The 20,413-nt window shown below is 66.3% G+C and carries 2 protein-coding genes (1 of these 2 only partly in view); both read right to left on the bottom strand.

Features of this window, described 5'->3' with window-relative positions:
• Positions 1 to 19,442 carry the 5' portion of a C2 family cysteine protease gene (locus ABZ942_RS40820; RefSeq protein WP_357391630.1) on the bottom strand. Its footprint begins 16,405 nt before the window's first position, so the window shows 19,442 of its 35,847 coding nt (coding positions 1-19,442); its start codon is at positions 19,440 to 19,442; its stop codon lies off the left edge, out of view.
• Positions 19,406 to 20,413: a hypothetical protein gene (locus tag ABZ942_RS40815; RefSeq protein ID WP_357391629.1), complete on the bottom strand. Its 1,008-nt coding sequence runs from the start codon at positions 20,411 to 20,413 to the stop codon at positions 19,406 to 19,408. The genes ABZ942_RS40820 and ABZ942_RS40815 overlap by 37 nt, the downstream gene beginning before the upstream one ends.

Below are 20,413 nucleotides of genomic sequence, written 5' to 3'. Positions count from 1 at the left end.
CGGTCGACCTCGATCCAGCGATTGTCCTGCGCGGCGATCAGGGTTCGCAGCCCCTGCTGTCGCGCGGTGAACCTGCCCAGGGTGGCGTCACCGAGGACCAGGTGCTGTCCGGGATTGGCGTTCAGCCAGCCCTCGATGTTCGGGCGGCGCAGCGGTCCAGCGCCGATGGTCAACTCCGATCCAAGGCCCAATTGGCCTGCGAGGAACGGCCATTCGAGTCCCGACGGGGTGCTGAGCCATTGCTCGATGACGGCGGCGGGATTCGCCAAGCCGGCCGCCATGGCCGCGAATCGGTGCACTGTCCACCGCATGCCACCGTGCTCGACAAGCACGAAGGATCGATTGCCCGGCTCCGGTGCGACGGTGTATTCCGCATCCGGCAGCACGAACAGCGTCGGGCCGAACTCGGTCGCCACCGGCACCGCGCGGACCAGGGTGTCGCCGACTCGCGGCCCGGTCGCGGCATTGAACTCCGTGAAACGCCCGTTCGCGTGCCGCACGACGAAACCGCTCGATTCGAGCTCTCGGACATCGACCCGGACCGGGCCGTCGGCGAGTCCGGTGACCACGACGGAGCTGCCGCGTCGGGCATCCTCGACGACCCGCAGACTGCGGTCCGGGGACACGCGCACCGTCGAATCCCATGTCGTCAGGGCGGTATCCGCCATGGCCACGGTCACCGAATACGGTTCGCTGACGACATCCGGCGCGACATCGTCCGGATGGTCGGAAACCACGCTGTACACCGATGCCCTCGGCGACAACGGAACCAGCGCCGTCGGCTCGGCGAATTCGAACAGCTGCTCCGAGTCCGGATCCGAGTAGGGATCCGACTGGGCAACCGGACTGTGTGAAAGTTCCTGGTACACCTCACTCCACGTGTGCATCCTGGTCAGACTCCTGGCGGCGATCAGCGCCGTCAGCCGCTCAGCGTCCACTTCGTTCCATGGACCGTCGACCGTGCGCGCCAGCATCCGATCCGAGTTCAACACCACGGTGAACAGGTGTGTTGTGGCGGTGCCGAGCAGCAACTCGCGGGCGATATTTTCGGCAAGCCACTGCAGGACGTTCGTCCGGCCATCGGGATGCCACAGGAAGATGCCGTCGAGTTGCTGGTCGGCTCGCAAGGACGGCAGGTCGTCCCATGGCAGACCAACCATCGGGTCGGCACTGATCCAGCGGTGATAGCCGGTCTCGGCGGGCACCAGTCCGAACCGCGCCGCCTCGGCCCGGTCGAGTGTCAGTATCTGGTCGAGGTACTGGATCTCTAGCAGCTCAGTGCTGCCCGGCACCGATCGAACGGTGTATTCGACGCCCCGTGGCAGATACCACCCGCCACTGTCCACGGAGGTCACCTCCACGTCCAGTATCAGTCGGTCGCCGGGCGCCGGTACCTCTCGCCCGAACGGCATCATGGGACCGGCCGCGCGGGCCAGCGCGAAACCGTGCCGCAACAGCTCCGTCTGACCGATGGCGGCGGTGCTGTCGCCGACGAATCCGGCGAGGGTGAGCAAGGCCCCGTTCACCGCGACGATCGTCAGGTCGGTATCGGTGGGTGCCATGAATTGCTGACCGTCCAGCGCGGTAACCCACACCTCCGGCGCCAGCGGCACGACCGGGTACGACCCGTCGACCTCCGATGGCACGGTGTCGGCCAGGTGCGGCGCGGACACCACGTCGGCGGCCGGTGCACCCGCCTCGATCGACGGCGCCACCGGTGCCGGACTCCCGTCCGCCAGCCGTGGTTGCCGAGTTCGGACGACAGACAGGTTCCGCTCGGTGATCAGCCGCCGCAGCTGGCTTTCGTCGACCACGATCCAACGTCCGTCTGCCGAACGGGCCAGCATCCGATTCGACTGCAGGACCGCACTGAACAGGTGCTCCGCCGAGTTGCCGAACAAGACCTCCTGACCGCCGCTCAGCAACCCGAGCAGGCCGAAGCCGGTGAGATCTTCGGTCACCGGTTCCTCGAAATCGACCGTCTGCCAGTCATTTCCGACCATCGGCTGCGCACTTATCCAGTGCTGGTAGACGACCTCGGGGGACAACAGCCCGGCCCGCGCGGCCTCGGCCAGGTCGAGCGTCCACGACTGATCGCCGTCCTCGACCACCAGCAGGTCCGAGTTCGCCGCCGCCGGCCGAACCGCGTACCGCACGCCCCGCACCGCGTAGAACGCGGCACCGTCGTGCGTCCGCGCGTGCACCGCCTGCACCAAGGTGTCACCGGCCTGGGCCGCCACCTGGCCGAGGTCGGCGAAGCCGCCGTCGGGCCTGCGCGCCACGAAACCGCTCTGCCGCAGCACATTCCGGTGCACGAACGCTCTCGCACCGTCGTCGAATCCCACCAGGAGCGAATCGCCGCTCACGGAGACCGGGCCGACGCGCAGTGGCGCGTTGTCGAGCACCATAAAGCGCCGGTTGTCCAGCGCGGTTACCTCGATATCGAGCGCAACCACCGCCACTCGGTATCGCGGCTCGTAGGTTCCCTCCTGCGCAAGGCCGCCCCTTGTCTGCAGCAGCCCGTAGTCGCGGGCCAAACCGGGCAGCCCGCGACCATCCAGCTCGACCGGTTCGGACGCGGCGTCGACGACCTGAAGTCGATCGTCGCTACCGACGAACGCGGTGAACCAATGATGAGTTGGGCTGCCGAGCAACAGGATCCGGCCGGAGTGATCGGCAAGCCAGCTCTCGGCAGATCCGAGCGAGACCCGCTCCGTGCTCAGGTACGCCAATAGCGCGTTCTCGGCGTCCTGCCACAGTGCGCCTTGCGTGTGTGCCGGGGCGATCTCGCCGAGATCGGGTTCCCCCTCCGGTAGCACCTCGTCGGTAGCGGACAACAGCGGCGACTCCACCATCGGCAGCGCCGGTTCAGCACTGTGCACGCCAACCGTTCGGAGCGTGCCGATGCGGAATTCGTTCAAGTCGTTACGAGCGATCAGTTGCTGCAGGAAAACGGAATCCCACTGCACGGGGAGCCCGGTATCGGAGCGAACGATCCGAACCTGTTCATCCGGCCCGAAAGACGCGGTGTACCGATGAGTTCCGGCACTCCCGAGCAGCAACACCTCGTTGGGATCATCGAGTCCCATCCACACATTCCACGGGTGAACCAGGAACCTGCCGTTCCGGTCCACGGGGAAATGGCGCATGGCTCCCGGACGCAGCAGCGTCGCCTCGACCTCAGCCCAGGCATGCCGATCCTCCGGAACCGCAACCCAGAAATGACCGTTGCCTGCCTCGTCCACCGCACGGAAGATTGTCCGCGCGGGCAGGTCCCCGCCGTAGCGCAGCTCGACCGACGTCCCGTTGTGGAAATGCACGTTCACGTTCATATTCAGCATCCGCGCCGCCGCGGGCAACAGCCGATCCGCCGCTCGCTGGCTGTGCTGCCCGGGTTCGAGCAACTCCGCGAGTTCCAGCCGGAATTGGGCCTCCCGGCCCGCCCCCGCCGCTTCCGGCTGGTAGTCGCCCATGTACGTCTGGATATCGGGCCCTTGCGGATCCGGATTCAAGATCCCGTGCACCACGCCACGCCGGAAGTCCAGGTGCGCTGCCTCGTCCTCGACCGGCACCTGCAGCACCCGCGCCAACGCGTACCACAAACAGTTGTTCCCGGTCCCGGGTTGGGACTCCCATACGGTGCCCGGCTGCAGTGCGGGCGCCCCGGGCAACGCCGGCTGCCGCGCACGATCATCCGACGGATGCACACCGCCGCTCATCGGCAGCCGCGCGCCCGCGGAACCATCGGACCGAGACTCCGTGCCACCGTGGAAGAATTCCCCTGACCCATCAAGATCATCGGCCACGCTCATGGCTCGGACGAAAAGCCCGTTGCCGTCTCCGGCATACCCTTCGCCGACCAACACGTGCGAAGAAACCCAGCCGGTCCCGAGCTCCCCCTCGACCTCGATATACAGCGGGCCGTTCGGAAGAAGACGACGCGGCATGGAGCCGACGATCTGGCGCAGCGTGCCCTGTGACGTCAAATCTTCCGGATTCCGCAGCACCGGCCGACCGCCGGACACCGCGACCCCCGCACCGGGCCGAAGGTGCCCCACCTCGTCGAAACCACCGTTGTAGCCCTGGTGATCCACGGCGTGGTCGTATCCCTCGTCGGGAATACCGGCCTGCCACCGCTCGACCCGGCGCGCCAACCCGTCCTGCTGCGCCGCGGACCGGAACAGGGGCAACGTACGCATGATGAACTTCGGGTCGTCGAAATCGGAGATCGCCAAATGATCGGCGTCCTGTATCCCCGGCGCCTGCACCAGCGCGTACGCCTCGAGCACGAGGGCAGGCCAGGTCGGATGGTCGCCCCATCCCGAATCATCTTGCGGGCCGGGCAAATCGGTGTACCGCTGCACCCGTAGCCACTGCGGCCTGCCATCCATCATGAGATGCACATCGATGCCGCCGTCGGCGTTGCGGCGCACCATGTTCATGATCGCCCTCGGATCGGCGGCGACCAGGTTTCGCAGCTGCTCGACAGCGGGCGAACCAGGAAGATGAGCGAGGTCGGCGACGACCGGGCCGACCGGTTCCGCCCACCAGCGATCGCCGAGCGGTTTCGGGTGCCGCAGCCCCAACGCGGCAGCGGTCGCATCGTCGAATATCCGCACCCGTTCGGTACCGCCGTCGCGCAGGAGCACCATCGTGCCCGAGCCCGCCTCGTCCCTGCTCACGACGACGCGATCGTGTTCGAACAACTGCACGGGACCGTCCGGGCCCGGCACGGTCACCGACCGGACGAGCCGCGCGACATCCGCCCGCTCCTGGTACCCCGCGGCGGCCAGCAGGTCCTGGGAAACCCAGCCGAGCCCGTTCGCCCCGGTCACCCGCAGATAGCCGACACCGCCCACCTCGCGGTAAGTCGCGGCACTGCGGACATAGTTCAAAACGCCACCCGGTAGCGGTGCCAGCACCCAACCCTCGTCGGTGACCAGACCCGGATCCGGCAAGGTGATCCGCGAACCCAGACGTCCCTTTATCCGAGCCCGCCCCCTGTTCCGAGTGCCGTTCGGGACCAACGGAATCGGCCCGCCGAAAGGCGCCGGAGCAGCCGCACGCAGCGCATGAAGGGTCGGCCCGATATCGGGCCGGGCCAGGAGCTCCGAGGTGCGATCGACATCCAGGTCAGGGTTGTCTACAGCAGGCAGTACATGCCGGAAGTCGCGGTGCAGCACCAGTCCGGCGGCGGTCATCAGATGGGCAAGAGCGCCGTCATTGAATCCGGGGCCGAGCTCATATTCCCCACCCCGGTCCGCGATGATCCGCAGCACGCCCTGATAGACCTCGATCTGCGCCGCGGCCACCGCCGGTCCACCATCCAGCAGGGACGCATGGGTAATGCGTGCACCAGGTCGTTGGGCGCTCTCCGGAATCGCGAAGATGTTGCCGGACTGGTCGATCACCATCAACGCACGCCGGTTGGCGGGGTTCTGATGCCACTGCCCCGCCGAATCCGGGTCGGGGTTACCCGACCCCATCGGCGCGCCCCAGGTGGTGTCGAAAAGACCACCGTTCCGATACAGCAGCCCGTCCGGCCCGACCACCACCCGATAACGCTCACGCCGGGCATCGGTTAGCTGGACAAAGCTCTGCTGCCCGCGTAGGTGCGCGACGGGTAGTGCCGAAAAACCAAGCGTACCAACGGAATCTGATTGTTCAGCCGACTCCTGATCGACGGACGGCGCAACCTCCACCTGGTGGGCAACGCGCATACGCCGAGTGCCGTGCCCTGCCGCCGAGAACACTACGAATTGGTTGAAGTATCGCTGCGGTACTTCGACCGTGCCGCCGCGCGGATCGGTCAGGTGCACGGTGGTCACCTCGCGGGTTGTCCCGTCGACCGTCACCTCCGACACTTCGTACCCGTAGTCGCCGAGCAATCCGGTATCCGATGGGCTCGTCACCCAGGTCGGGCGGGTTCCGACGACCAATCTTTCGCTGCGCTCCCACAGGTTCCCGATGTGGCTGCCAACCCATCGGGTGTGCGGGGAATCCTCCGCCGGTTGATCGGATTCCCACTGCGACATGGCATCCAACACCGGACGCAAGGAGTCCGCGAGCTCGTTGAATCGTGTCCCGCCCAACCGCTGTTGCAGGAACATCCTGAATCCGTGAGCCGTGGCCACATCGTGGCGCCGCAGCCATTCCGCGAAGTACGCCCTGGGATGGGGATCGGAATTTGCCGAGTCGATGGCCTCGATGACCTCGGACACGGCGCGCGACGCACCCCAGTTCAACTCGATCAGGCGGGCCCGCAGCCGCCGCAGCGGCTGACCGAGACTGCGGAACCGTTCGCCGAACGCCTGCCACAGCATGGTGGCGAAACGTGCGTCGTCCTCGATGTTTCCGGCCTCGAGCCACCGCTGGAACTGCGCGACGGCCGCACCGGGGTCACGCGCACCGGCGAAGGCGGCGCGCGCGTCCTCCCAGAACCTGCGATCGTTCGACAGCCGCAGCCGAACGTGCCAGGCGTTCGCGCAATCCGCCAGCGCGTCCACTGCGGCCTGATTGTTCAGCCACCGATGCAGCACGTCGCGACCCATCCGCATGGGATGCGCGAAATTCCGGTCTGCGCTACCCCGGGTCGGCAGCATTCGTCCCGCTGGATTCCACAACCCCGCGGGCCGCAGCGCGGCGACAGCCCCAACGGGCTCGGGCGCATCCGCGTCGGTGCCGCGTTCACTGTCGGCACCGATATTCTCACCGCGGTATATGGCCCAAGCCTTTTCGATCACCGCGGGCCACAGCGGCTGTCCCGGGATATGTGCCCCGTAAGCCATCGCACCGGCATAGGCATAGAATTGCCGGTCCACCGCGACCCGCACCACGCCGCCATCCGGTTCGGTGAATCGCACCTCGAAATTACCGTCCGAGCGCTCGCGCACCAGCCGACGGATCCACCCCGGCCGCTCGCCGGCCAAGGAACGCAGATCGGCGTGCAGGTAATGGGTTCCGGCACCTTCGACGGCATCGCCCCACGTCACATCCTCGACGTGCGGAACGCCATCGGGGCCGAACAAGTCGCCGTCGACCCGCTCGAGGGTCGGCAGTACCGCACCGAGTCGCGCCGATCCCACTGCGTGCCAGCCCGTTTCGGGATTACGGTCGGCGAGATCGCGCACCCAGACGTGATCGGGCTTGGCTTCGTGCGGGCGGATCGCGACGGTCATACCCCGTGGCAGCGTTATCCGCCTGCCCCTGGATCTCGGCTCCTGCGAAGAGAACTCGATCCCGTCCTTGGTTATCAGCACCGAGGCGCGCGGTTGGGCCAGGTGCTTGTTCAGCGGCTGGTCCAGGCGATGCTTACGCGGACGGTCAAGTCTATTGACCTCGGATTCGGTGTGCCACATGTCGTCGAACACCCCGACCCGACGGGCCCGCCCGCCGGCCGCCACCCGATCGTGGGCGGCACCGAACGCGCGCAACGCATCCCGCAAGCGGCGAACGCCGGAGCGTCCCGGCGAGGACAGCCAGCGGGTTGCCTTCGTCAGCGTCCCCGATTCGCTCGCGACGTCGTAATCCAGCCACACCACGGTCGCCGTTGCCGCGTCCAGGTCTTCCTGCTTGGCCGCGGCATAGAGGTCCATGCCGCTGACCAGGCCGCCGCGCAGGGACGACGGCGACAGCTCGGCCGAGGGCACATGCCAGGCCACCGAACCAGCGGTGTCGGCATTCCCGAAACTCACCACCGCCGAACCGCGTCCACCGAACGCGCCCGGCTCGAATTTCAACAGATAGACCGGCGGCACTGCGATCGCCGACAGGTCCGCGACCAACCGGGCCTCATCCTCGGCGGTGCGTAGATCTCTGCTCATCTGCCGCACGACCGAGAGCAGCTTCAGCTCACGGGAATTCAGCGTTCGACCGCCCGAGTGGGCCGCCTCGAGCCTGGTCAGTTCGGACCGGAGATAACTGCGATTCAAGATGTCGCGGACCTCGGCGGGTATACCGTCGACCTTGCGCAGCCGATGGAATTTCGTCGTCAGCCGATATTGCGCTTCCGGTGCGAGACTCTCGAATCGGAGATCGTTCCACCACTGCCGACCGGAGTCGCGCCACCACTGAGCCACCTCCCTGGCTCGTTCACCGGCATCCACCAACGAGCCGGCGGTCGTCAATATATTCGGGAAATCCGGTGGCGTGATCTGGCCGGGCAGTGCAGCAGCAGTGGCACTATCCGTGCCGCCGCGTAGCGCTCGGTATCCCGAACCCACCACCTCGGAAACACCCAGCCCAGGCCGATAACCGGCGACCGCACCACCCTTGTCGACCGCTACCCAGTAGTGCCCGTCATCGTCACGAACACCTGCCCGGAACAATGCGACGGCCTGCTGGCTCGGCAGGCCGAAACGCAAACGCTCGACCGACCCGTTCTCGAAGTAGACATCCAGGTTGAGGCCCAAAGCCTCCGCAGCCACCGGCAACGAACGATCCGCTGCGGGAAGCACAGTGTCAGCCGCCGGACGGTTCACCGCACCGGCAACCAACAATGTATTCAACTGCTCGACAAAGGCGTTGACGCGCACGGCCATCGACGGCTCCGCGCCCATGAACCCGCCGACGTATTTCTCCGGGGCCGCGAGCATCGCCCGCACCACTCCGGCACGGAAATCCCGATGTGCCCCAGCATCATCGACACCGATATCAAGGGCACGCGCCAACGCATGCCACATGCAGTTGTTCCCCACCCCTGGCTGCGACTCCCACACCGCACCGGCCACCGGCGGACGCAGCCCCGCCAGCACCGACCGCACCGCACGACCATCCGACGCCCCCGCACCTGCGTTCAGCAACGGCCGATCAGCCGCCGAATCACTGGGCGTCGCCGCAGCTGCCGCCGCTTCGAGCAGCGGGTCGATGTCCCCGAAATCGACTGCCCGGCGCCATGTTTCGATGCGGCCGAGCTGTGCGGCGGCGACCATTTCGTCGCCCCGCATGAAGGGGTAGCGAGCAGCGTCGTAGGCGCGCTTTATCAGGAAAGGCCAAATCGACTGATCCGCACCGACCGTCGGGCGACCGTCCGGTCCTGGATAGCTCCAGCGGTCGACCTCGAACCAGGCGGGGCCTTCGTCGTCCACCAGCAACACGAAGTACCGTTCGGCGTCGTACCAGGGTCGTCCGTCTTCGTTGTGCTGGATCATGCCGGCCACCGCGGCCGGCTCCCGAATCACCAGATTACGCAGTGCCGCAACCAATTCGGGATCGCCGAGGTCGTCAGGAACGTCCTCGGGCTTCGGTGCGCCGGACCACAGTGGCCCCGCCATTCGCGACGGCAGGTGTAATCCCAGGGCAGCGGCGTCCTCCGGGCTCGCGAACCGAACGTCGTCACCGTGATGCACGCGCACCTCCCCGGAGGCGTCCAGCACGACGTCGTAACGCTCGCCGTCGATCAGGTCGAGCGGCTGCTGCGCCGCCATCGGAATCCGACGAACCCGGACGAACTCCGTAGCATTCGCAGGCGCCGCGGAGATCGGTTGATAGTCGTTGGCCTCCTGGTCCCAGTACCTGAACTCGGCCGCTGTCAACGCTTCCGCGCTCACCACGCCGGTAACGCCGTCCGCTCCCATCACCTCGAAGTGCCCGGATTCCGTGGCACGGAGCACCGGCAATACGCGGTCGGCGAAGGCGGAGATCCGCTGCCCCGCCACGTCCGTGACTTCGGCTGGGCCCAAACGCATTCGGTGCGGCAGCGGCCGAGTTCGCGCTACCCGTGACGTTTGTGTTCCGGCCGGAGCCAGGAAATCGAGCAGCGGATCCGACTCGACCACGTCGTCGTGCGCGACCGCGGCGTTCGCCGTCGGCGGCAACGATCCGGTTTCGACCGGCGCACCGTCGGCGTCAGGCCGGCGCTCGCCGGTGTCGATGATGATCTCGGCCGCACGGACGTCGATCTCGGGGCTTCGCGGCACTGCCACGGCCGCCGTGCCGCGGTTGTCCTCGACGCTGTGCTCGTCCTGGAATTTGAACGTGGACAAGCCATGGTGCGCGATCAGGTGTCCCAGCTGCGCAATATCGGTCTCGATCCAATGATCGGCCTCGGTCCGGACCAGGATCCGGTCCGCCTGCGCTACCGCGGTGAACCTGTGTTGCAATGCGTCGCCGAGCAGCAACTCGCGCCCGGGGTTCGCACTCAACCATCGCCATGCCTCGACCGACCCGGTGACCTCCCCTGGATCCGAACTGTCCGCAGTTCCACCATCACTGAGCACAGCCGCGACGTCCGCCAGCTGGTGGGTCTCGCCCAGCTCACCCCACTCGGGCCCGTCGATCTCCGGCGACGCCAGCCAGCGTTCGTAAAGCTCGCCAGGGTGCGCCAGGCCGGCCCGCTCCGCGTGGACGCGAGCGAACCGCCAGGACACCGCGTCGTGCTCGACCTCGAGCAGACCCGGATTGTCGCGGACCGGACGGACCGAGTATTCGACGCCGCGGACGACGTACCGCTGGGTGCCGTCGGTGTCGAGCGCCGGCACCGCCTGAACGACGGTGTCGCCCACGGCGACCCGTGTTTTCCGGTCGATGCGCTGGCAGGTACCGTCCGACCGCCGCAGCACATATCCACTGGCGACCAGCGCGTCTCGGCGCGCGAATACCGCTGCGGCTTCCCGGAATCCGGTGACTTGGAAGGGGAGCCCGTCCGCCGAAGCCGACATGATGCGCAGGGCCCGGTCCGCAGGCGCGGCAAACCGGTTTCCCGCCGAGCGAACCTCGACATCCGGCGCGGACACCACAACCGAGTACCCGACCTCGACCGGTTCGGTCACCGCGCCGAAGAAGGCGGCATGGTCGGCCGGAATCTCCGGACTGGTCGCGCCGGCCCGGAACACTTTCCACGGCACGCCCGCAGCACGCAGCGCAGACACCAGATCTGGTCCCGGACTATCCGGGAAGACCACGTGGTCGATGTCGGAGAGGACGACACCGCCATGAATCTGCACTTGAACTGTTCCGTCGCGCTGGAATTCCGGCCTGGACAGATCGCGATCGATTCCCCGATAGACGGCCCGCTGCGCATCATCCGGGGAGAACAGGCCGAACGACTCCGCGCGCGGCTGCTCCAGCGACGACGGGAAAGTGTTCGTCGGGTCTTCGATGGCGTCGCCCACGCACGCGGTGGCCCGCTCCCGTGTCGCGGATTTCAGTATTACCTGCACGTTCTCGCCGAATTGCGAGGGATAGTCGTCCCCGGCCGGGCGGTCACCGCCGACTCGCAGATAGCCGTAGATCGGCCGGTCCTCGGGTCGCACACCGGTCAGCGGGATATCGAACATCCGCGCTTCGTCCGCGGCCAGCTCTCGCAGACCGGCGTCGCCATCGATCGAACCGTGCTCGAACAGCGTGCTGAATCGACCCGATTCCAGCACGTCCGCGAGGGCGTCCTCGGTGGTCCGGAGGGCGATATCCGGCCCGGCGAACGCGGCCGCCAGCTCGGACTCCAGGTGCTGACGCAGCTCGTCCACCGGCCGGTTCAGCTCGTCGGCGAGGGCAGCGATGCGCCGGTCGATCTGCTCGCGGCCGGTCGCGCGGGCAGCAGCCGCCGCGCGCATAGCTTCCGGCAGCTCGGCAATTCCCGATGCCTCGGTGCTCCCCGGCGAAGACCAACGCGTGACGTCCTCGGCCGACAGTGCGGCCTGCGCACGGACCGCCCGGTGCGCCTCGATGATCATGTGGGGCCAGATCGGCGCGCCGTTCTGATACGGCAGCAGGGTGAGGCAATCCACCGGCGCCCATTGCCCGTCGACGAGGACCTCGACGCTACGGAATCCGCGACGCTCGACACCGTTCGCGTCGAAGAGCTCGGGCGCGGTCACCGACGCTTGCGCGTGGCCGTCGGCTCGATCGCTGTGGTGTATCCGCAGCATCCCGCCGACCTTGGTCAGGTCGGCGCCGATAATGCTGTGCAGTTCCGCCACGGCCGTATGCGGAAGCCGCGCAATGTCACCCGCCGTCGGACCTGATCGCCACCACAGCGGGCCATCGAGTGGACGCGGACGCCACACGCCCAGTTCGGCAGCCGCGTACGAGTCGACCCACGCCGTCTCGTCGTTGCGCCGATGCACCAGTAACGCACCGTGCAGCTGGACGCGAGGTTCGACGAAAACTTGTTCGCCGACAGCGAGTTCCACCGGACCGGCCGGGCCCGGCACCGTGACGGAATTCCGCTCGCCGAGTCGATATCCCGTGGTGAGGTACCCTTCTCTGACCTCACTGACCGGAAAGTAGCCGACCCTGGCGAGCGCCTCCTCGGAAACATATCCGCTGGCGCCATCCGGCCCCCACACCAAGCGATGCCAACTTGACTGCTCCCCGAATACGAATGCTTTTCGGGCGTCGAAAATCCGCTCGTGGTACCCGAAGAAGCCGTCCGGGTACGGCGCTATCAGCCTGCCCTCATTGGTGAACAGCGCGCCGGTCGGCTGGACTCGTTGCGCCCAATTGCGGGGTACCGAGATTACCTCGTCGTCCTGCCACGAAAAAGCTTCCACCAACCGTTCGGGCGTGCGCATCCGGAGCATCAGCGGGATCTCTTCGTCGCTGGCCGGCTCCTCGGAAACCGCCTGTGCCGCAGGCTCTTCCGTGTCGATCAGGCGAACCGTCGAGTCATCGGCCGCTGCCGCACGCCCGCTGTGCGCCGGTTGCGCAGGCGCGACGTGCTCGGGGATGCGCTGGACTCCCAGATAATGGTTGTTCGTGGTCGATCGAGGGTCGGACGGTACGAACGCGACATATAACGGCTCGGTATGGTCGAGCGATCCGTCGGGCGGAAAGGTGTGCTGCTGACCATCGGCCAGCACGATGATGCGCCGCCGCTTCACCAGCGACAAGGCGTGCATAACCATGTCGTGGTAATCGTCGGACCATGAATCCGATTTGCGGATGGTCTCCGCGGCCGATCGCGCAAGCTCCGGGAGCCGCTCCCGATCTTCGGGAGACAGCGGCTCAACCAATCCGAACCAGCGAATGAATTCATCCGGATGGCCCGCGATGTACTCGGCGGCGGCCACTCGATCGCGGGCGGTCGCCGAATCCGAGCCGGCTTCACCGACTTTCCGGGTATCCGGATACTCGGACTGCAAGACCGCGCGGAACGCGCAGTTGCCGTCACTGAGGCCGTTGACCAGTCGGGTGCGCAGACCGGCGGTCAGATACCACCGCTGCGCAAGACGTTGCAAGAATTCGGGGTAACCGGCGAGCGCGTCCCAGCCCGGAATCGATTGCCGCACACCGCTGTTCACCAGTCGATCGGCATGTGACAGCGGCGCGATATGGACCAGCAATTCACCGTGGGTATCGGCGGCGACCACCGCGCCGCTGTTGTCCACGGTGATCACCCGTGCCACACCATCGTCGCCGACGACGCTGTACTCCTCGCCTGCCGTCGGGATGACGAGATCGGCCTGCGAACCGAGGTCGGACTCGTCGAGCGACCGAACCCAGACGTGCGTGCCGTCGGGGTCGGTCGCGATCTGCCGGATCAGCGGTGCACCGCTGTGCTGCGTGGTCAGTCGACCGTCGAGAACCGCGGTTCGGATCGTTCCACCGTGATTGGTGGTGATCGTGTTCCCGTGTGGGTCGGTGGTAGTCACCGCTCGGCTCGACTCGGTCACCACGCGGCCATCATCGAAATACCGGGTTTCGGTGTACTCACCGGACGGCAGCATCCGGCCCACCACATCGACCGCACCGCGTTGGTCGTCGGTGAAATAGTGGAACGACGTCCCGTGCTCGTCCACTCGCATCGCCGGACCGTCCGGAATCGGCTGCTGGACAGCGCCGTTCGGGGGTTGCTGCTCGGGTATCGGCTGCGGCGTGCCCACCGGTTGCGACATCGGTTGCAGCACTGGACTGTTCATCGGGCCACCGGTGTCGGGCAGCACCACACCGTGCGCGGCCATGCGCTGTACGGCGTTGTGCGCCTGGAGGACCGGGGCCAATCGCAGCACCGCGTCGGCGGCGATCCGACGGTCTGCCGCAGCGGCAGCACGCGCGTCCAGCGCGGCATTGCGCGCGATCTCGGCCTCATTACGCGCGACCTCGGTCCGGTCGCGCGTGGCCTGAGCATCCGCGCGGGCGCCGGAATCGGCGGCCTGGAACGCGGTTTCGGCGGCGCGATGGTCGGCCTCGGCGGTCTGGTGTGCGGTTTCGGCGACCTCGAATTCATGCGCCGCGGCCCGGTAGCGGGTCTCGGCTTCCTGGTAGCGGGTGATGGTCACACCATGCGCCGTCGGCGCGTGCGCATACAGTTCGTCGTCGATCGCCTCGTAGTAGGTAACGCTGCCCGGCTTACCATTACGCGCCGTACGATTCTCGGCCTGGATATCGATATCGCGCAGCTGCGACTTACTGGTGATGGCTACGTGCAGGCCACCCATTTCCTGGTTGACTTTTTCCTCGACCGGGATGTCGACACCGCGCCCACCCTGCCGGTTGATGATCAGCACCTTGCCCGTTTTTCCGGCCTCGGCGAAGATATCGAGCAGCCGCGCCTCCGCGTGGATTCCGTTGTCGTAGAACCAATCCGCGTCGATGGCGATATGCTCGACCTGCTGGCTTTTCAGCAGTTCCGACAGCACCGCGACTTCGCTGTTGCGGTTCGCGATCACCAATTGCGGCGGACCGGCGCCATCGTTGTGGGTGTCGACGATGTCAGCGGCGATCTTCGCGTGTTTCTCCGACTGCGTCAGCGACATCTCGGCGGTGTGCGTGAGCAGTTCCAGCTTCGCCAGCCGCGGCACCACCACGACCTCCGGCATACCCATCAGCTGGAGCTCCGGCGACACCCCCTTCGCCGTGCCCGAAGCACCGGACAACTCGTGCACGTTCCCGTGCCTGGTGTTGAAGAACTCGTCCGCGGTTTTACTCGTCGAGCTCGTGGTGTCCTGACGAATGTTCAGTCCGTGCAACGCCTCAACGGCCTGCGCCAGACCACTGTTCCACCGGCTTTCGGTCGACGTCGCCGCGTTGTGCATCAGTTTGTGCGCGGTCTGCTCGAGAATGAGGGCCTTGCCGTCACGCACGATGTAGTGGTCGCCCTTGACGAACTCCCACCGGGCCGAGGCCGCCATGGTCACCCGCGCCACCGTGGCATCGAGTTCAGCATCCGACAGCACGCGGCCCTCGTCGGCGGCGTGTTCGGTCAGCAGCTCCCTGACCTTGCGCTCGCCTGCCTCGGTCAGCTTCGTGCCGCCGCCGGCCTGCCCGGCCTGTCGACCGAAATCGGCCTCGCTGAGCACCTTCGATTCCACCTGGGTCTTCAGGAAATTGTGCGCGTACTCGACCTGCCCCTGCACCTCATCGGATGCCAAATCGGCCGCACCGTTGGAAATGGTCCAATTCTGTTCACCATGGATGAGCATGTCGATCTCATCGACGACGACCTTGTGGACCGGCGCCTCGAAGCCGCGCAAATTTGCGAAGACCGCCTGGTCTACGGTCCCGAGATAGATCGTCGGCTCACCATCGACCACCTGCTCGTAAGGCTTGTCCGGGTCCATCCGATGAACCTTGAAACCATACGGGCTCACCGATTCTGAAGTTTCCGAGGGCGCCACCTCCGGAAACTTCAGGACCTTCCGATACAAGTTTTCGGCGGTCTCCACCAAATGGTCCATGGTGGTCAACACCTGCACCGGCTCACCGGACGCCGCCCGCAACAACGCATCCGCCAGGAACACCAGTGTCTTGCCCTCGCCGGCATCCATATTGATGGGGCCGTGCCGCATAGCCAACGCGCCCTGCACCTGGGTATGCCGCAAAACCTTGCCGCCGGGGACCTCGTCGACGGTCCCCCGCCGCACCACCTCGATCGCGGCGAGCACCGAATCCCGATACTTGGCTACCGACTCGGGCCGGAACGGATCATCCGCGTACCGGGTATCGCCCGCATCGAAATAGCGACTGCCCCTGAGGGTTTCGGCCAGCTGCTGCTCCGTCAGATTCTTCCAGTCGCCGGCCGCGTACAGATCGAGCAGATGCTTCGCCTCGGCCTCGTAAATCCCCTCCGGCTGATGCTCTCCTTGCCCCGTCCCCTCGGCCTCCGCAAGGTCGCCCTGCTTCGCCCCGATCGACGAATCATCGTGCGCCCGCGAACTTTCCGGCTCGTCCAGCGGTGGTACATCCTTCGACGAATGACCTGCCTCAGCCGCCTCCGCAGTGCCCGGTGGGCGCGTGCCATGCGCAGGCAACTCTACTTTCGCGTCGCCGGGCACCCGAATCCGAGTCATGCTCGCATCGGCGAAGATTTTCGCCACGTCACCCGACGACAGATCTGTTCCGTCGTCGGCCCGCCGCCAACCGGTCGTCTGCTCGCCGCCGGCACCCGACCGAACGTTCTCGCTCCGCCAGACGTAGTACGCGTGCTTCTCGTCGCCGAGTACGACCAGGGCGGCATCCTCTACCCTGGCTTTGCCATAGTCGTCCTTGGAAAACAGTCTGGGGTCGTCGAGGCCTGCGATCGAGTTCCACTCCCTAGGAGCCGCAGGTACTTTCTCGGCACCGTGCGCACCGGTATCGGTATCACCGCGGTCACCGCCGGGCTTCTTGTCGCTGTCGGTCTCTGTGTTCGTGTGGCTCTTGGTCTCGCCGTCTGTCTCTTTCCCGTCTTTCGGCTTCGGGTCGTTCCGGTCGGCCGCCGGAGGCCACCCTTCCCGCTGTTCCTCGGTGTACTTCCGCCCGCGCTGGTCATAGTGGTCGAGCCCTGCGTACAGGTCCTTCAAAGCGTCCCTGACTCGCGCCGGGGCCGGCTGATAGGCGCCGGCCTCGTCGAAGACGGCCGTCATCCGCCCGTCCTCGAACGCGGCCTTGAACGCCACGTACACCCCGGCGTTGTGAAACGACTCGTGCGGCAGATCGCTGATATACCAGTTGCCTTCGTGGTCACCGACCACCGTCCGCATCACCGGCGCAGTCTGATTCGCCCACCGCTTCAACAGCGGCCCCGTCCGTGGCAGCGGGATCTCCGGGGTTCCGCCCCCTTCTCCGACGACGGTCTTACCCGACGGAGCCTTACCCGCGCCGCCGCCTGCGTCGGACTTACTCGACTCCGACTTACCCGCGTCCTTCGCGGTGTCGTCGGACTTGGTCGGCACCGATGTGGACTTGCTCGAGACCGACGCGGCATCGTCGGACCCCGGCTTACTCGAGACCGACGCGGCGTCGTCGGCGCGGCCCGAGACCTTGGACCAATTCCCCGCCGAGTCGACCGTGTACAGATGCTCGGGCCGCTCGTCCGCGGTCAGCCAATTCGTATTCCGCGAAAGCGGTTTGACCTTTCCGTTCTCCTGACCGAAGCGGGGACGCAACGGTAGATCGCTGCCCTCGTGCGCCCGGTACGGCTCGCGAGCCTCATGCGGAGTCTTGAATCCCTTGAGCAATGCCCACGTCTGCTGCAGCGGCAGAAGTTCCTTCAGGAATGCGCCGGTCCCCGGCCACACCGGACCCAACAGGCTCGCGTCGATCCGGCGCCACCGGGGTTCGGACCACGACTTGCCGGTGTCGGCGGTCTTCCCGTCATGGGGATCACCGCCCTTCACCTTCGTATCCGGTGTCAACGGCTTCTCGCCGGCCCCGTCGGTATGCGGTTTCGCGTTGGCCGAGCTGTGCTGCGAGGTGTTGTCCGCTTCTTTTCGTGCGGACGCATCGCTGCGTGACGAGCTCGCGGTCGGCTTCTCCGCTACCGGGGACTCGGACGCGACCATCGACTTGTTTTCCGCGCCCGATGACTTGTCCCGAGGGGCGGCTGCGGCGGACTGATTCTCCGCGTGAACATTGTCGGGGACGCGGCCGCCGCCGTTGCCTTTCGGATCCGCCCCGAGCGCGCGCGACCCACCGGATGCGCTGGAGTCGGACGGTCGCGACACCGAGTCCGCGACGGGCCTCGACGTCGTCCCGGCTCCCGCCGCCGCCCCGGCCGCACGGGGATTCTGGCCCGCCGGTGCCGGTGCGCCGTCGCCGCGCCCAAGACCTGACTTGGGCGACTGTGTCGTCGTCCCATCGGACTGGCCCGAATGTGGAGTCGCGCCATGACGATTCGACTGCCCCGAATCGCCCTCTGAGCCGGTGCGCGGTGATCCCGCGCTTTGGTTCGATGCTTCACTCCGGGTAGGTGATCCATCGTTGCGGACCGATTCGTCGCTATGGACCGATCCATTGCCGCGGTTCGATTCGTTGGTATTGCTCGATCCGTCGACGCGGTTCGAGCCGTTCGTACTGCCCGAGTCATTCGCGCGGCTGGACCCGCTGGTACTGCCCGAGTCGTTCGCACGGCTGGACCCGTTCGTACTGCCCGAATCATTCGCACGGCTCGACCCGTTCGTACTGCCCGATTCGTTGGCCCGGCTCGGATCACCGGCCTTGACCGACGAGGCCGGACTGTTCGACGGCGATTTCAGATTCTGTTCTGGATTCCCGAGGTCTTTGCCGACCGAACCGACGGGCGGACCACCCGGCCGGTCTTTGAGACTCGACATCGGCAAATTATCGATATGAACCTTGACACTCGAATTACGCCAACCCCGAGCACCACCGGTGAACGCGCCCGCCGCACCGGCGCCGAGCATTCTCGGATCCAGCACGAATGGGCCGCCGTTGGCGATCTGGTTGGCGAGACCGCCACCGATCATGCCGCCGACACCACCGGCCCCGCCCTGCACGAGGCCGGCCGCAATGTGCTCGAACTTCTGGTTGAACCCCATTTTCCCGCCGAGGAGACGGGTCAGATCCCCGCCCAGTTTGCCGAACAAGTGACCGAATGCGCCACCCACCGCGCCACCGAGCGCGAACTGTCCCAATTCCTTGACATCGAAACTCTCGCGGTGATGCGCGGCCATCTGGCCCAGCTGGATCAGGATATCCTGGATAGACTGCAGCGCGGCGGCGCGCAAAGCAGCGAGCACGATATCGCGCAGCATTATCTTCAGCCACTGGAAAACCAGCTTGGTCCACGCGATCTCCGCCGCTATCGTGGGCCCGGCCGTCGGCGGCCAGAACAACGCGAACAGAATCTCGGCCAATAGCTGAAGCAAGCCGAGGATGATCATGATCTTGTTTTCTTGGATCGCGCAACCAACCTTGTCGCACGAACTCGCCAACTGCTTCAAGGACTCCGCGATCGACTGCAGCGACGAGTTGTTCGACTCCTTGGTCAAATCCTTCAGCGTCCGCACCATCGCCGCGTTATCAGCATCCGCCGACGCATACGCATGCAAAACATCGGTGACGGCTTCTTTGATTTCGTCGACCAGCCCCGTCAAATCACCCGAAGCCTCCGACCATGCATCGGCCAGCGCGAACATGCCGTTCTCGCTACCCTCGGGCCACGCGCCACCGGCCACCCAACTCAACCAGTGCAAATCGGGTGGCAAGGTGATGTCGGACTGCGCGATCGCATCGGGAACAGACATCACCGACCACCGATCGGCCAGCCGGACCGCTGCCACGGGTCATCCGTGCCCGGCTCATCCTGGACCTCATCCGGGAGCGGCGACGGCTTACGACGCTCACCACGCCCCTTCTTCTTCCCCTCGGCAGCGCCGCCACCTGCGGCGCCGCTACCAGGCGTACTCGGCATGCCGGGGGGCATTGCTCCGCCGGGCATGCCTGCTCGGGTAGGCATGCCGGCGCCGACGTTCTTCGACGCCAATTTCTCGCCATCGAACGCGGACCCCGGCAACGGTGCCCGCGGGCTGCCTGCGGCACTACCGCCAGCCCCTTCGCCGCCGCCGACCTTGCCGCCCGCGATCGGCGCACCCGATTTGTCCACCGGCAAACCGGTCACCGGATCGATGGCAGACCCGGATGCGTTCAGCCCGAGCGCACCGGGCGGGAGGGACATGCCGGTCAGCGGCGAACCCGATGTGGTGGTCGAGCCGAGCGGGTCGTCCGAACTGTCGCCGCCGGAATTCGGCAGGCGGGACGACGGCGAACCGGACAGTGCGTAATTCGAAGGCGGCGGTGTGCTCTGACCGTCGGTGTCATCGGCGTTCGGTCCCTTCGGATTCAATCCACCAGCACTCGGGCCACCTGCATTCGGGCCGCCTGCGCTCGGGCCGCCTGCATTCGGACCACCCGAATTCGGGCCACCGGCGTTCGGACCGCCCTGCGACGACCCTCCCGAATCCTGGCCACCGCCACCTGGACCCTGATATTGGGTGCCCGGCGGCGGCGTCTGATTGTTCTTGTCGTCTTTCTTGCCGAAGTTCGGATCGGAACTGAGCGGTCCTTTGTATGGGCCCGGATTACCCTTCGCGTCTTCGTTCACATAGTTGCCGAGCATCCACTGGGCGTAGAGATCCTCGCCGAGGGAGAACGCTTTGCCCGCTTCCTCGATCGTCTTGCCGTAATTGACCAGTATCTGGCCATAGACCGGAATCGCACCAGCCGCGTCCGGACCAGGAGTGGCATTACCCAC

The organism is Nocardia sp. NPDC046473 (genome assembly GCF_040645995.1).
Taxonomy (GTDB): Bacteria; Actinomycetota; Actinomycetes; order Mycobacteriales; family Mycobacteriaceae; genus Nocardia.
Note: the sequence above shows the minus strand (reverse complement) of the source record. Positions and strands in the feature narration are given on the sequence as shown.